Origin of the sequence: Prochlorococcus marinus str. MIT 1214, assembly GCF_027359355.1 — a bacterium.
Classification (GTDB): Bacteria; Cyanobacteriota; Cyanobacteriia; order PCC-6307; family Cyanobiaceae; genus Prochlorococcus_B; species Prochlorococcus_B marinus_F.
The window spans coordinates 678,686-694,481 of the sequence record NZ_CP114777.1; the positions used below are offsets into that span (position 1 = coordinate 678,686).

The 15,796-nt window shown below is 31.3% G+C and carries 15 protein-coding genes; 8 read left to right on the top strand and 7 right to left on the bottom strand.

Annotation, left to right across the window (positions count from 1 at the left end; genetic code table 11):
• Positions 1-38 precede the first annotated feature (38 nt).
• The gene (locus tag O5639_RS04165; protein WP_269625221.1) at positions 39-2,111 is read right to left on the bottom strand and encodes a tetratricopeptide repeat protein; all 2,073 of its coding nucleotides are present in this window, start codon (positions 2,109-2,111) and stop codon (positions 39-41) included.
• A gap of 392 nt (positions 2,112-2,503) precedes the next feature.
• Between O5639_RS04165 and O5639_RS04170 the strand changes: the two genes are divergently transcribed.
• The gene (locus tag O5639_RS04170) at positions 2,504-2,641 is read left to right on the top strand and encodes a hypothetical protein (RefSeq protein ID WP_269625222.1); all 138 of its coding nucleotides are present in this window, start codon (positions 2,504-2,506) and stop codon (positions 2,639-2,641) included.
• Positions 2,642-2,853: 212 nt separating this feature from the next.
• On the opposite strand, the gene O5639_RS04175 is transcribed toward O5639_RS04170, so the two are convergent.
• Positions 2,854-4,710: a tetratricopeptide repeat-containing sulfotransferase family protein gene (locus O5639_RS04175; protein ID WP_269625223.1), complete on the bottom strand. Its 1,857-nt coding sequence runs from the start codon at positions 4,708-4,710 to the stop codon at positions 2,854-2,856.
• A 283-nt stretch (positions 4,711-4,993) separates the two neighbouring features.
• Here O5639_RS04175 and O5639_RS04180 point away from each other — a divergent pair, with 283 nt between their 5' ends.
• From O5639_RS04180 to O5639_RS04195, 4 genes are read left to right on the top strand one after another with little or no spacing between them, the layout of a single operon-like run.
• On the top strand, positions 4,994-5,197 hold the full coding sequence (locus O5639_RS04180; protein ID WP_269625224.1) for a thermonuclease family protein: 204 nt from the start codon (positions 4,994-4,996) through the stop codon (positions 5,195-5,197).
• Positions 5,194-5,811, top strand: a complete 618-nt coding sequence (locus tag O5639_RS04185; RefSeq protein WP_269625225.1) for a tetratricopeptide repeat protein — start codon at positions 5,194-5,196, stop codon at positions 5,809-5,811. The genes O5639_RS04180 and O5639_RS04185 overlap by 4 nt, the downstream gene beginning before the upstream one ends.
• A complete protein-coding gene (locus O5639_RS04190; protein WP_269625226.1) occupies positions 5,808-6,023 on the top strand; it encodes a hypothetical protein in 216 nt (71 codons plus the stop codon). The genes O5639_RS04185 and O5639_RS04190 overlap by 4 nt, the downstream gene beginning before the upstream one ends.
• Positions 6,024-6,061: 38 nt before the next feature.
• Entirely contained in the window at positions 6,062-6,865 is an 804-nt protein-coding gene (locus O5639_RS04195; RefSeq protein ID WP_269625227.1) for a 5'-methylthioadenosine/adenosylhomocysteine nucleosidase, read from the top strand.
• 192 nt (positions 6,866-7,057) lie between these two features.
• Here the strand turns inward: O5639_RS04195 and O5639_RS04200 are convergent, their stop codons facing one another.
• Entirely contained in the window at positions 7,058-7,627 is a 570-nt protein-coding gene (locus O5639_RS04200) for a hypothetical protein (RefSeq protein WP_269625228.1), read from the bottom strand.
• 456 nt (positions 7,628-8,083) lie between these two features.
• Between O5639_RS04200 and O5639_RS04205 the strand changes: the two genes are divergently transcribed.
• Positions 8,084-8,350 (top strand): hypothetical protein, encoded by a 267-nt coding sequence (locus O5639_RS04205; RefSeq protein ID WP_269625229.1) that lies wholly within the window; start codon positions 8,084-8,086, stop codon positions 8,348-8,350.
• A 689-nt stretch (positions 8,351-9,039) separates the two neighbouring features.
• On the opposite strand, the gene O5639_RS04210 is transcribed toward O5639_RS04205, so the two are convergent.
• Both O5639_RS04210 and O5639_RS04215 read right to left on the bottom strand, forming a co-directional pair.
• A complete protein-coding gene (locus O5639_RS04210) occupies positions 9,040-9,702 on the bottom strand; it encodes an SDR family oxidoreductase (RefSeq protein ID WP_269625230.1) in 663 nt (220 codons plus the stop codon).
• A 4-nt stretch (positions 9,703-9,706) separates the two neighbouring features.
• Complete coding sequence (locus tag O5639_RS04215) at positions 9,707-10,264, bottom strand: tetratricopeptide repeat protein (protein WP_269625231.1); 558 nt, start codon at positions 10,262-10,264, stop codon at positions 9,707-9,709.
• Positions 10,265-10,806: 542 nt separating this feature from the next.
• Between O5639_RS04215 and O5639_RS04220 the strand changes: the two genes are divergently transcribed.
• Together O5639_RS04220 and O5639_RS04225 are read left to right on the top strand one after the other, a co-directional pair.
• Positions 10,807-11,691, top strand: coding sequence for a hypothetical protein (locus O5639_RS04220; RefSeq protein ID WP_269625232.1), 885 nt, complete (start codon positions 10,807-10,809; stop codon positions 11,689-11,691).
• 358 nt (positions 11,692-12,049) lie between these two features.
• Positions 12,050-13,996 (top strand): carbamoyltransferase C-terminal domain-containing protein, encoded by a 1,947-nt coding sequence (locus O5639_RS04225; RefSeq protein WP_269625233.1) that lies wholly within the window; start codon positions 12,050-12,052, stop codon positions 13,994-13,996.
• A 271-nt stretch (positions 13,997-14,267) separates the two neighbouring features.
• Here the strand turns inward: O5639_RS04225 and O5639_RS04230 are convergent, their stop codons facing one another.
• Together O5639_RS04230 and O5639_RS04235 are read right to left on the bottom strand one after the other, a co-directional pair.
• Entirely contained in the window at positions 14,268-14,981 is a 714-nt protein-coding gene (locus O5639_RS04230; protein WP_269625234.1) for a phosphoesterase, read from the bottom strand.
• Positions 14,978-15,793, bottom strand: coding sequence for a metallophosphoesterase family protein (locus tag O5639_RS04235; RefSeq protein WP_269625235.1), 816 nt, complete (start codon positions 15,791-15,793; stop codon positions 14,978-14,980). Before O5639_RS04235 ends, O5639_RS04230 begins: the two co-directional genes overlap by 4 nt.
• Between the last annotated feature and the right edge of the window lie 3 nt (positions 15,794-15,796).

The window sequence follows — 15,796 nt, forward strand, 5'->3', positions numbered from 1 at the left end:
GAATCTACTTTATAGAAAAAATAGATTTACTCAAAATATTAATTCGTTATAGAAGTAAATGGCTTCCAATTATTTTCAAGATATTCTCCTTCCCGTGCTTTTTCTACAGCGGCGGTAAAAAAATTATAATATTCTTTAAAAATTGTATTATCATTAAATAGATACTTATGTGCCCTTTCTTTTAAATCTTTTTTTGTGTTATGCAAAAACAAACTATTAGTTGCATATTTTTTACATAAATATATATAATCTTCAGGTGTACAAGCTATTGGAGGTTTTTTTACTTGCATCTGTTTATAACCTGAAGCAACTAAGCTACCTCTTTGGCTAAATGGATAGGTAATAAATGGTACACCAAAAGCCATAGATTCATAATAGGTATTACCACTACCAAAATAAAATGGATCTAACATTATTTGACAATTTTTGGTTATATTTATAAAATCGTCTTGGGACATTCTTTTAAGAAATATTGATTTCTCAAGTAATATATTATTATGCTTTTTCCATCTATTTTTTAAATCTTCTGTTCTATTTTCATTTCTATCTTTAATAAGGATTAAATATGCATTATTTATCTCTTGCAAGATAGAAGCTAATACCTTATCAAAATTAGGATGCAACTTAAATATTGATTGAGTAAGTCCAATGATAAATTTATTATCTAAATCTAATCTGTTATTATAAGTTAGTTTAGATTCATTTATCTTTGGAATTGGATAATTGAAAGGCAATCTACTGAACCTTACTAAGCGCTCTGTATAGCTAGATGATGGATGATGAGGAGTAATATCATTAGTAATAAAATAATCAATGTTTTTGATACCTGATGTATTTGGATGTCCTAGACTAGTAACCTGAACCAATGCCAATCTAGATAATGCAAGAATATAGGTATAATTAGACATCCCTATATCTGGATAAAATAAAATATCTAGTTTGTCAGAAAATATTAATTCGCATGCTTTGTATGTTGAATTTGGTAGCTCTATTACTTGTTTGAATAAATTCCTGATAAGTTCTACATCCGAATTACTTTTATTTATTGGCGGAACATAAACTATAATTTCAAGATCAGTCTTCAGTAATAGGTCTAATAGAACATTAATATACAATTTGCCTATAGTATGATTTTCTCTAAGAAATTCTGAGCAAATTCCTAACCTCAGGTTATTTTTGTTTATCGAGTTAACAAGATATTCTTTTCTAGAAAACCCATCAAAAACAACTCCTTTGACATTGGATATTACTTTACTGAGTTCCTCAAGAATAATCTTATCATCTAATTTATTGTGGTAAGCTAGATAAAATAAATTTGTATCAAAAACATTTTCGTTATTATAATAAATATTTTTTTTATTCTTTATTTTTTGCAATTGATTCTTGTATTCGATACGCTCAGTTTCTATCTGTGCAACATCATTCATTATTGGAGATAATCTCAACTTTGAAATCACATTAAAATTTAAATTATTAGGTTCTTTTTCTAATGCAAACAAATAGTGTTTAATAGCATCTTTCTCTTTACCATGATTGCTAATTAGGTTTCCAAGATTATAATGAGCATATACAAAATCAGGCTTAAGCGTAATAGCTTTGCGTAATGATAATTCTGCTTCTTCTATCTTTCCAAGATCACATAAAATTTGTCCCAGATTATAATGTGCTTCTGCAAATCCAAAATCAAGTTCAATTGTCTTACGTGTAAATAATTCTGCTTCATTTAAATTACCTAGTTCTCTCAATACATTTGCAAGATTTAAATTAGCATCTCTACAAACAGAGTTAAGCTCAATTGCTTTGCGAAATGATAGTTCTGCTTCTTCTAATTTCCCAAGATCTTTTAAAACATTTCCCAAGTTGTAATGTGCATCCGGGAAATCATTTTTAACCTCAATTGCTTTGCGATATAATGAAACTGCCTCATTCTTCTTGCCAATTCCTGTTAATATGACACCATAATTAGAAAAAACTATATGATCTTCGAAGCCTAAATTTATGAAAGATTGATAATATTTAATTGCTTCTAAAATTTTTCCTTGTGAATGAAACTTAAAAGCTTGATTCATAATTTGATCTTTAGTTATTTTATCTCCTTTTTTAATTGTCATAGCTCTTTTATTTTTTCAAACGTAAGTTGCACTCGTCAGACCTTAAGGTTTAAGAAATAGACTTTTCTCCTGAAAAGTCAGACTAAATCTTATAGAAAAGCTAAAAATGCTTTGTACTATCATTGTACTATAGATCGACTAAAAACCCTTTACAAACTTGACATGACAACCAATTACAATCAAATTCTCGCTGATAATAATGCAATAAAAGATAAATCATTTGTGAGACATCATTAGATCGCACTAAGAAATAAAAATAAATATTACAGATACATTTCATATTTTTTTTGCCTTAGAGCAAAAAGAAGTCAGCTAAATACTTAATATTTGTTGCCTAAGCAACGAAGATCAGCTAGAAAAAGTATCAACAACTACTATCTTGGCTTCGACCCATGATCAATGAAAACCTAGTAGAAATTCTACTCGCTGCAATTCTTGTCTCAAATACCTACGACAAGGATCAGGCTGTAATAAAATGGGGCGGTATTGTAATAGCCGTTGCTGGTGTTGCTTCAGCTTTATTTGGTTAAACATTAAAGTCCCTTGAAATCGATTTAACTCAGTTAAATCAAAAATTCATGATCTTAGCTGCAAATTATTTGCAGCTTTTTTTATAAATTAATTAAAAAACTCATAAAATCCTGTTATACAAATCGATCACAAGCAAAAATCACAGTTAGACATAGGTTGTACCAATAGAGCGGAGTAATAAAAGTTATATTTATCCTTATTTGCCAATGAATTAAGAAGACAAGTCTCGATATTTATCATGTTTAGCAAGGATTTCCAAAGCAGGATGGAGCATCTCCTTATAATTTTTCCATCCACCTACAGATTTTGGGTTGATTGGTGTACGAACTTGAACCGTACTTGCTGTAGAAATTGCGCGAGGATTAAGATGCGGTGATAGATATGACTCGTCCCATTCCCAACCTAACCAAGAAATCAAAGATTTAATTTCTATATCAGAATTAGTAACCAATGAATCATAATTCAAGTCATATATTTTAGATCTAAATTTATTCTTATATTCTGTCATTACTTGTTCTTGATCTAAATAAACATTGGCACAATCAACTAAAGAGGAAGAAAACTCATTCCCATTAGAAAAATTTGCACGATAAATTGAAAGTATATTATCTAAAGGATTTCTAAAACAATGAATGATCTTTGCATTATCAATTTGATTAGCGATAATACCTGCGTATTGATAATTATATAACATCTTATCAGTTATGATATTAAATTTTCTTATAGAAATATTTACTTTTTTCAAATACAAATTAGAAAGATTTATGTTCTTATTAATAGATTTAACCTTATTCCAATATAAAAATGCTTCCTCTAAAATATTTGTCTCACCTAAATCGAAAGCAGCACTATTAATACTTAGAATAGATTCTAATAATGTAGAGCCTGATCTTGGCATTCCAACAATAAAAATACATTGAAAAGGATCTTTTCTTATTATTAGATTATTATTTTTTTTATAAGAGACTGTAAGTAATTGCTTTGATTTATTGAAATATATCTCTGGATTAAATGGTTTAATTTTAATTTTAATTTGATTCGCAATTTGAAGGCATTCGGCACTATCTATATATTTTTTCTCCTTATGAAAGATATTTGATCTAGCAAAATAAATATCAATTGTCTCTTTTGGCTTCTTGTTATCTAAAATAACTTTAGAAAATAATTTATTTCGCCATTTAGTATTTATTCCTATGGGTAAAAGAGTAGATAAGGAAAAGTATGCTCCAGCCAAATCATTTTTAATTTCAAGAGCTTTCAGGTAAGCCAATTCGGATTTATTTAAATAGCCAAGATCCTTTTGAACATTACCCAAATTCGAATAAGCTTCTGCAAAATTAGGCATTAGTTTTATAGATTTTTGATAGAAAGATTCTGCTTCCTTTAATTTTCTTAAGTCATGTAATGTATTCGCTAAATTATAATAAAAATCTGCCACATCAGGGGTAAGTTCTATTGCTTTAAGATGAGATGATTCTGCTTCTTTTAATTGACCAAGCTCTCTGAGGATTATTCCTCTATTGGAATAGGCTTTCCCATCACATGGATTATATTGAATTGACTTCCTAATAAAAAATTCTGCATCGCTAAGTTTACCCAGCTCATATAATATAGTCGCTAAATTACAATAAGCTTCTGCGAAATCAATTTTCAAATTAATAGCTTTACGTAGAAATAGTTCTGCTTCTGTTAAGTTACCAATTTCTTTTAAAGTATTTGCAAGATTATAATAACCTCTTGCAAAATTTGGATTAAGCTCTATAGATTTACGTTGATATCTTTCTGCTTCTTTAATTTTGCCAAGAACTTTTAATATAATTCCATAGTTTGATAAAACAACTGAATTATTAAGTCCGAGAGCTAAATAACGTTCGTAGTGATTAGCTGCTTCTAAAATGTCACCATTTGAATGTGCTTTAAATGCTTTTGCGATTATTTCATCTTTAAACTTATTAGTTAAAATATTTATATTTCCATGAATTTCACTCAATAAAAATGGAACGGAATAAATATTTAAGTCATTCTTTTTCTCAATATTCCCATCATCTTGATCGAACTCTCTACTCATACCCAGTACAACATAAAAATGTCGTATATGTTTCATTAATGCCAATATTTTATTACATTAGATGGTAATAATTGCTTTTAATACAAATAGCTTTAATTTCTATTGAGAAACAAAATCTTAGGATCAGATCTCAACGATTTCAAAAGTAGGGTTTAGAACAGTCTGAATGACTGAAAAGCGAGTCAGTCGTTAGATTAAAAGCCAGGAGATTTGTAATTTGATATTCGAGAAGCTTTGGTATGAAAAGCGTATTAAACATTAAATATCAACTCATAGAAGGCAGTTGATAGCAAAAGATTATCTCAATTTTTACGTTGTTGGTTCAACAGTATCAATAAGGCTCATTACGAAAGATAGATACGGAAGAACAATTGCTGAATTGTCAAAAGGGTCTATAAATATTAAGGAACAGCTAGTTGAAAAAGGCTTTGGAAGCATCTATGAAAGATATGCAAGTCAATGTGAGTGGAGCAAGAATAAAATATGAAACTCCTTAATACTGCTATTGCTTTTGGAGTAGGTGCAGTAATTACTGCTAGCTTATCTCTTCTGAAAGTGAATAAGGATTTTATTGTTGGATCAACAGCTTTAGTTGTAGGAGCAGGGTTGATGATTTCTTTAAGAGATGAAGATGATTCAAATAAAAATGGGAGAGATTATGAATACTTTTTTAATAGAGCACAAGATAAATTTGAAGTTGCTAATTATGAAGGAGCAATAATCGACTACAACAAAGCGTTAGGACTTTCACCTACTGAAATTAGCCTCGTCTACTCAATGAGAGGCAATGCAAAACGTAATTCAGGAGATTTTGAAGGGGCAATCTCTGATCAAAACAAAGCATTAGATTTTGACCCATTATATGCAGATGCATATTTCAATAGAAGTAGTGCAAAATTTAAAATGGGAGATTTTGCTGGTGCAATTGACGACTATTCACAAGTCCTAAAAATCAACCCAAAGGACTCCGATGCATATTTTAATCGTGCTCATATAAAAAAAGAAATCGAAGATCTATGTGGTGCATGCGAAGACTGGAGAAAAGCAGTAGATCTTGGAGATGAAGAAGCAGGGAAGCTGCTGAAGGAAAATTGCGAATGATTCTTTTCCTTGCTGTTTTCATGCCAATAGAAATCTTGAGATTCCTTTATCTCTTCTTCATTGAGAAGAATGCTCTTCCTAGATGTATGAAAAGAGCATCTCGCAATAGTAGTTTTCTTGGAACCTATGGTAGTCATCACAATCATCCTTTCCTTCTCTTAATCATCAAATTCCTAACAACTAATTATAACGATAATTTAGGGTTAGATTAAATCGCTAACTTATTAGAACAATCTGGCTCTTAAAAATATTGGAAAAACCACCGTTTAACCCTTCGCACATTGGACTGCTGTGTGCCATGCCTGAAGAAATAGGCTCAACTATAGAAAATTTACGAAATCCAATTGAGTCTCATTGGGGAGATCTTAGAATTATTTCGGGAGAATGGTATGAGCCTGGAGCAAATTATCCTTCTTTATACATTTCTGTTGCATGGAGCGGGTGGGGTAAAGTTAGTGCTGCCAGAGCAGCGACAAGACTTCTAGGCACTTTCTTTAAGGAAAGAAGTATAGATATTATTTTTTTTACTGGAGTCGCAGGCGCCGCCAATTCAACACTTCATCAATGGGACATTGTTATCCCAAATGAATTGGTTCAACATGATATGGATGCAAGACCTCTTTTTCAGAGATATGTCATTCCAGCTCTTAAGCAAGAGAGAATCTCTTCAATAAAGAAATGGGTTGAATGGGCTAGCTATGCAATTAAAAACTCCATTTCCAAAAATAACTGCAAGCATTTTGGGAAAGTGGAAACTGGTTTAATAGCTACAGGAGACCGATTCGTTGCAGAGAAATCCTTAATCGATAATCTTTCTAGAGATCTTCCAGGATTATGTGCTGTTGAAATGGAAGGAGCAGCAGTTGCACAAGTTGCGTATCAGGAAAGAGTGCCCTGGCTAATAGTTCGTGTTATTTCTGACGGAGCTGATAATTCAGCCGCACAAAATTTCAAAGACTTTTTGAAAGATTACGAAAAATACTCATGGAATCTCATAGAGACCCTTCTAAAAAACTATAAAACCGCTCCTTGGGAGGGAAAGATAGCTATTTAAACACTATTGATACTAGTCAAAAGCCATGTTATGACTAGTAATTTATACGTTGAATACAACTCCATCAGGTCCAGTCATAGCAGTTGATTACAAGTAACATCTCGGTTAGGCGTAAGTTTAGAAGAGCAGAACATTGATAGAACAACTCAATCAGGACAAAAGTTTGCAACGAACGAACCAATCAATCTATATCTATACAAGATTTGCAACCTCCACAGCGTTTAGAAAAGCTTCATTTAATGGTTCTAAAGGGCTGTTAATCCATTCAGATAGGGCACTTCTCATTCCACAAGACCCATTCCTATAGGCATCTGTCATTTCTAAACCTGTTAATTCATGATTTCCCGAGAGGATTTCAAAGACTAGTTCAGGTTGACTATCGTAATTAGAAAGACAAGTAGATAGCTCTGAAAAAGCATCTTTTAAAGAAAGTTTCTTTTCTTTCCGATGTAACTCAAATAATTCCCTAGCAATCTCTCCATATTTTTTTGCTCCTTTATTAGAAAAAATACTCTCACTTGTATTTAAATCTTTTTCTTTATCAGACAACAAACCACCCAATGAATTGAGTTTTTGTTCAACTATTAAAAGTCTCTTTTCAAGAATATCAATATGTGCAGTCGGTTTAATGGAACCTTGTTCTAGCAACTCAGTGATAAAAGCAGCTAGTGTCTTTCCATTTTTAATAGCCTCAGACTTTAGCCTGAGTAGTAGTTTGGGATCAACCTTAATGTTCAGTTGAGACTTGCCTTTAGCATTCATATTTTTTATATATTTTCTAGTATATCGATTTTTTTTAAAAGAAAAACTGTTACTTGTGAAGATAACTAAATCGGTTATCAAATGAGAATTGCGTCAAGAAAGAGGATCTAAAATTAGAAAGGCCCATATAAGGATAGGAACCTATTCAAAATGTCAAACCCAATGGTACCTTAAAAATATTTTTGCGCTTTTCTCAGTACCAAGAGATAACAAAAGAAGCTAATGACTTTAGACATCTATCTATAGGATCTTTAGAGACAAGTGACTAGGCAGTCACTCTCCAGGAATATACATCATGAAGATATTTTTAACCAGAAAAACTAATATTCATAGAACATAAAAATGTAGCATATGTTTCATCAATAGCCTTCATCTTACTACATTAGATAGTGATAATTGCTTTGCAAGTTTATTCTTTATTGCTTAATAATAATATTATTTCATCGACTTCCTTTAATGAGTAATTTCATTGAATTTAAAGAAATGATAAAAAATTTAAAGAGTGAATGTTTATCAGAGATCTGTGAACAATTCTTATTTGATCATGAAGGGGCAATGAGGATTTTATCAGAATACTGTAATAATTATGGAATGATTATTGATGAGTCAGAAATAAAAAATTACATGTCAGAGATGCATTCAAAAGGTGACTTTGATAATGTTGTTTGTTTTGGAATAGAGCTTTCAGAGAATCAATTATATAAAAAATTTCATCCAAGTTAGTTGTGTTCTTAACAAAAGATGAGCTCACACTATATTATAATCCTCAATATTATAGTACTAAAAAGCGGAATGAATTATGATTTTACCATATAGATGAAATTAGCGAAACGATACTAAGTAAACGCAGTAAACATAATTACCTACATCAAAGAAGTGAAGAGATTAATTACCTTTACAAATATTTTTAACTATCAAATACGTAAGTATATTTAGCACAAGATAAATAAGTTATATTTGTAAGTTTATAGGTAAGAAAAAGATAATAATATAAGGTTTTTATTAATAGTAAGCATGATCTGTCTTCATACCTATACATCTCAGACATCAATTATAAATCTGTTGAAAATTAAAGTTATTTGATCTAAAAAGTTAGAATAAAAGCCTATGGAGAATCCCGAGAATTATTGGTATAAATGAAATCCTGAAAGTTGAATATAAACTCATAGTAGTCGATTCATAGCAAACGATGACAGCGATGTTTTATGGTTAGTCAGAAAATCAGACGAGAATATGAAAACCCAATACATAAAGAAAGAATAATCAACTTTAGCTATATAAAGTAAATTAGTATATTAATAGCTTAAAAAGCATCAATTAATTAATACGCAATAACATCTTCTTTAAGGCTTAAGATGCGATAATTGAAGCTGGATTTCTTGCTATAGCAGGAATGAATATAACGACAAAGTTTACCAGGATATAATTTCTCCATTTACATGCCAAAACTTTCCTGTATCCTCAAGATTTAGTAAATTAATTTTTTTTATAAGTTCTCTTACAGATAATTCAGGGGTAAGTGCCTTAGGTATAGATCTATTTTGAGTATTAACCATCCCTGGATGCAATAAAGCTACAGCTATTCCTCTAGCTCTTAAGTCAATAGATAATGACTTACCAGCCATACAAAGAGCAGATTTTGACATTCTATATCCATAAAAATCTGAATGGGAATTGTCAGCAATAGATCCCATTCGACTAGAAATAAGAATTATTTTACCCGTATTAGATAAGTTTTTAAGAAATACTTTTGTAAGAATTAGTGGGCTAATTGCATTTATATTAAATTGTCTAAGAACACTTTCTTTATTTATATTTGGGAAAGAATCACGTTCAAGCAAACCAGCATTATGAATCATTATATCTATCTTAAAGTCACTTAATTTATTTCTAAGTTTATAAATTGATTCATAGGTTGTAAGATCTATCCCGGATTCCACTTGAACACCAAGATCTGCTAGCTCAGAAGATGTTGATCTACATATAGCAACTATCTTATTTCTTTCAGAGTTAAGCTGGCGGCAGAACTCTAAACCTAAACCTCTATTTGATCCAGTAATAAGATAATTAGTCATATCTTTAAATAAATTGCAATTCAGCTCTAGTAGCCATTTTAATTGCCGTAGAATATAAGGCTTCAGATTCTTCTATCCTACCTTTAAGTTTAAATATTTTCCCTAAATTAATATATAGAATTGTTAAACTTGGATCTATTTCTAATGACTTTAAAAAAGCTTTTTCAGCATTATCTATATCTCCCTTAATTAATAAAATCTCGCCAATATACATATGAGGGAAAGCTGAATAAGGATTTAATCTAATTGATTTCTCCAAAAAATCTAGTGACTCATCAAACTTCGAAAAAGCTTTAAGTATTCTCCCAAAATTTAAAAAAACCCTGTAATCCTTAAACCCTAGACTTATAAAATACTGATAATATTTTGATGCTTCTAAAATATTTCCTTGTGAATGAAATTGCAATGCCTGCTTTTTAATTTGTTCTTTAGATGGTTTTGCGAAGGTATCAATAGAAATAGAAGAATTATATTTAATTTCTTCTAAAGGAAATGGAACAGAAAATGTTTTTACTTCTTTGACTTCCCTCCCCTCTGCATTTTGTCCATCTATATTATCCATATCTTATTTATAGATAAACACATAACCAGATTATATAGCATGAAAATCAATTATTAATACAAAGATCGAAATTTTAGATCCCTAGCTTTTGCCAAATTAATTTAATAGATAGATATTAATTAATCGAGAGTTACATGATAGTGATTAAATTTTTAATTTAATTTTAAAAGAATTTCTTTGAAACGAGTATGCATCAGTTTGACTGACTTCGTCATTTTTTAAAGATACAGATTATTGCTCTACCGAATTAAAAGTCAGAACAAAGCCAAAAGAAAACCTCTTTTAACCCTCGAGAAAGATTTGAATAACTATCTTTCTATACGTCGACAAAACTCCATCAGATCAAGTCATGGCAACTATTTAGTGCTCTATTTTAGGGTTAGACCAAAACAAGAAAAAGTCAGATCATTGACGAGACGTCATGAGAATCGATAATTAACACAATCTGATTTCAAGCAAGAATCTGTTTAGAGCAAATCATAAATTCGTTAGAGAATGCCAGAAGAGCACTCAAAAGTAATAAGACATGGTAAATTTTAACTATGAAAAAGGTAAAAGTTCAAAAACTATTGGACATTAGAGACTCTGTATGGGGATTTTCAAATTTAATAGAAAAAGATCTGCAAACTAATTTAAAAGAAGTAATAAGCCATACTCCAAAAGAGAAGTTTTTTCAATATTCAAGAGGCTTAAAATATGCATTAATGAGTAATAGTAAAAAACTAGATGATGCTCTTTTTAAAAGTGAGCCAATACAAAGAATTATCTCTATTTTTGAAAATCAAAGTATTGTGGAAGTCATAGGAAATTTACTTTTTGAAAGCAACACAGATATCATCCAACATATTGAATATAAGAATATTTTATCAGATTTTACAAATAAATATGATTTAATTCAAAAAATAAGCAATAATAAATATAAATTATTACAGGTAAAAAGCAACAAAGAAAATCCTTGGAGAATCATGCCTTCTTTTACAAAGAAGGCAATTGAGGAGTTTATTTTATCAGAGAACTCGATACCATATATTCCCAGTTTTGAATTTTCAAGGATAGAGAAAGGTGGATGTATTCAACCTCATACTGACCTCTCTCGAAAAATTGCTTCTATAATGATATACCTACCCAAAAATCAGGAGCAAAGAGATAGCTCCCTCGGCACTACCTTTTGGAAACCAAAAAATCTTATGGGTAATAGAGTTTATGAAAACAATATAGAAAATTCATCTAAACAATTATGGGACGAAGAGTACGAAAGTTTTAAAAGAGATTCATGTTCTCCAATACATACAAAGTTTCAGGATCAATTTACTCTTATTTTCTTCAGATCGAATACAAGCTGGCATTCATTTGAATACAAACAAAATGATATAGGTCCAAGATTCTCACTTAATATAAATTTCAATTTTCCAGAAATAGCACAATAAAAACTATTTTTAGCAGAAAAGCTACTTATGCACCAGCGAAAGACTGCTCATTTTAAGTCTTAATCATCTCAAAAAACTGTTATTCAAACTAAAAAGTTAGACCTTTCTTGAGACAGAATGAGACCCTTTAAAGGGCTAGCCAGACATGTCCAATGGTATAGGCATTAATCATCTATGGGCTACTGAGGCATAACACAATTGGAGACGGAAAGAAAGTCTTCAAAGATTTTTATGATTTCAGGTTTTGCCTTAAGAAAAAAAATTAAAAAATAAAATAAATAAAAATTAAAAACCTCAAGGAAAGATCTTAGAATAGATATTAAGATATAGACTTTTAATCTAAATAGTATCTTTTTACGTGACGAAGATATTAGCTCTACATTTTGGTCATAATTCTCATGCTGTTCTTTTAAATAATGGCCATATTGAGTCATACATACAAAGAGAAAGAATCTCTTGTATTAAGGATCAAGGTGGAGTGGATAGGATTCTAATAGAAAAGTGCCTTTCAGATTCAAATACAGATATTAATGAAATTGAACAAATTGCTATAACCAATACTCAATATCGTGAATTCATATTTGAAGATTTTAATTATTTTAATTTTGAATATTCTTCAAACAATGTGGACTCAGATATTGATAATTATTTCATTAAAAATAAAGATAAATACATAAAAAGGAATGAAATTGTTGGTGCTTTAACTACAAATGAAAACCCAAAAGCAACTTATTTCAACTCGAAGCAATACCCACAAATAATTCCATATATTGATGAAATTAATAAAAAGATTAATCTTCCTTCTCAACCTTACTTATGTACATCTAGATCAGATTTTAAGGAAATAACCAATTGTTTTTTTAAAAAATCCAAATCTTCTTTTAATCAATCTAGGGAATGGGCAATTAAAAACTTTTTTATACCTATAAATGTTTATTTGCAAGGAAAAAAAATACCTGGTTTTCTTGTTGATCATCATTATTCTCATACATACTCATCCTCTGTGAAATCAAAACTTAATAAGGCATTAGTTTTTACTTCAGATGGTTCAGGAGATTCTTTATTGGGTAATTTAGCGTCGATTAAAACAGAATCAGGAATATTTCCTTTAGCGCATACAACTTTTCGAGGAGGTCAATTTTATGAGATTTGTGCAAGTTACATTGGACTTGATTGTGGCAAATTCATGGGATTGGCCTCATATGGCAAAAGTAATCCTGAGTTTATAAATTTAATTTCATTAAAGTTAGGTGAAAATATTAATACTCTCACTGAGGCAGCCTTTCTTGCTTATTATCAAAGTTATTTTTCTATCAATATAATTGATAGACAGTATGACCTCTTATCAAAAGAAATAGTTAATTATGCAGCCAATGTTCAATCTATTTTTGAATTAACTTTTTTAAAAACTATCTCTATTTTAAATAGAACGGTAGTAAATAATTTAGATAATGAGAGTGAGGGAATTATTTTATCTGGTGGTTCTGCTTTAAATTGTCCATCTAATACTTTAATAGCAGAAAAGACAGGTTATAAAAATGTTTTTGTAGAGCCTAGTTGTAATGATGAAGGTTTAGGCTTTGGAGCAGCCATAGCTTTAGAGAACGTTATTAATAATAAATTATCAATAAACCAATTAAAAGCTAATCAAACTAATTATTCATCTCCATACCTGGGTCCTAAAGCTATTCCACTAAAAAATGAGCTCATTAAACAACTCTCAGATGAATTATTATTCAAAGAGATAGAGTCTATTTCATGGAGCGACAATGTCGCAAAAATGTTAGTTAATAAATCTGTAGGAATAATTTTAAAAGATAATTCTGAGATTGGGCCAAGAGCATTAGGTAATAGATCCATAATTGCAATTCCAGATAATTATGAAGTATCTAATAAGGTGAATTCAATAAAAAATCGTGAAAAGTGGAGACCTTTAGCACCTGCTTGCCTTGAAAAATACTTTAATTATTTTTTCAATGGTCCTAAGAATCCATATATGTTAATGACATGTAAAGCTAAAAATATATATTTCCCTGGAGTAATACATGTCGATGGTTCCTCAAGGGTTCAGTGTGTAGACAGGAGCTCAAATAACTTCTATTTAATATTAAATTCTATCGATAAATTAATAAATAAGCCTATACTTTTATTGAATACATCATGCAATCGAAAAGGAGAGCCTATTATTAATGATGCTAATACAGCTCTTGAATATTTAAGAACTTCAGAGATTGATTTTTTAGTTACAGATAAATATCTAATAACAAAAAAAAATAACAGTTACCAATCAAATCTGGATTCTTAAGACCAGCTTGTCTCAAAACACAAGTTTCTCGTCTCAACAAGTTAGACTTATTTGTTAGACCAGAGCTTAGTCTAACTCGTGAAAACCCTTGGTATGAATGGATACTTAGACGTTGAATAAAAACTCCATAACGTCCAGTCATGCCAATCGATTACGAGCAAAAATCAGGGTTAGACCAGTACAACAAAATGTTAGACCATTTTCGAGACACCTTGAGACTCTAGTAAGTCTTTGAACTGGACTATCCTCGAAATTCATTCGGAAAGATTGATTACGCGAACCCTCGCCCTCTGGATTTAGTGACATCACCTACCGTTAAGAAGTGAGTCTGATCACTGCCAACGTCATAAAGAGTGTAATTAGCCCCTGCTCCAATTCCTATCACTGCACGTTTAGGAAGAGTATGTTCCTGGTTTCGTTTTCCATTTAAATCTTTTACTTTTGAGTCAACTACAGCATCAGTCAACTCAAGATGAAATTGCTGTTTACTTCTAGCTGTGAATAATCTATTCACATTAAGGCGGGTAATTCGATCAAGAAGAGTAAGTGGAGGTGTTTGCATTGTCAGAATGTCTCCTACATCTTTTGAGCTTCCATGAATCAAACCACAATCAAGTTCTACAAATCCAAATTGTAGTGATGATATCCATCCCAAATAATATGGATCTACAGCATTCATAAGAGCATTGACAGCATCGTCTCCTTTATTGAGTCGTAAAGCATCTGCCTTTCTCTCCCCACGGTAACCTGATTCTGCCAATAATTGTTCCTCCCACCAGCCATAGATACAGTGAGGTTTCAAATCACCACGATGAGGATTTACTAATCTATTTAAAAGTGCATCACAATTCTTATTTGGTCCTACAACGTCTCCTAAAACAAAAAGAGTTATATCTCCGCGAGTATTTTTTAAATCTTTTTGAATCAATTCATAGGTCTCAAGATCACCCATAAGACCACTTAAAAGTGCCCAACGTTCAATCATCGTTCGCACACGTGGCTAGCATCTTCAGCCAGTTCAGCAAATTCAAAACCGTTGCTCAAACGCCATGCAAACACATGGGGTAGACCAGCCTCAATAATTGCCTCACATGTTCGATCAATGTCGTAAGCAACTTCTCTAATCTCAACATCATTCTTTATATCGTCATGAATAACATAGGTAGCATTTACTCCTCCATGACGAGGTTCTCCGACAGATCCAGCATTTACAATTCTTCTCATAGGTAAAGTCATTTTTGTATCTTCTCTTTCACGATCGGAAGCATTTTTAATATTTACGCGAATTGATCCATTCCCTAATTCACGTACATATGGGAGATGAGTATGACCGCAAAACAAAGTATCGGCACCGCTCATCTCAACTCGTTCTAATGCTGCGAATGCATCCATATCTGGAAGCAGATACTCATGCTGACTGTTGGGACTTCCATGTACGAATAACGATCTACCTCTTCTAATCGAGGTTGGGAGACTAGCTAGAAATTCTTTGTTTTCATTAGTCAACTTCTCCGTTGTCCATTGATGAGCCATATGCCCCCGCCTTTCTGCAAGCTGAGATGGATAGCTGCAATCACAAGCATCAAGACCATCAATTATGTCTTCATCCCAGCAACCCTGACAGGTTTCTATCTTCCTATCTCTAATAAGCTCAACAACTTCATTTGGCTGAGGACCATAGCCAACAAGATCGCCAAGACATGTAATGGTCTCAATACCTTGCCGATCAATATCATCTAGCACAGCTTCCACTGCTGAGAGATTGGCATGTAAACATGAAATTACTGCGTGTTTCATATC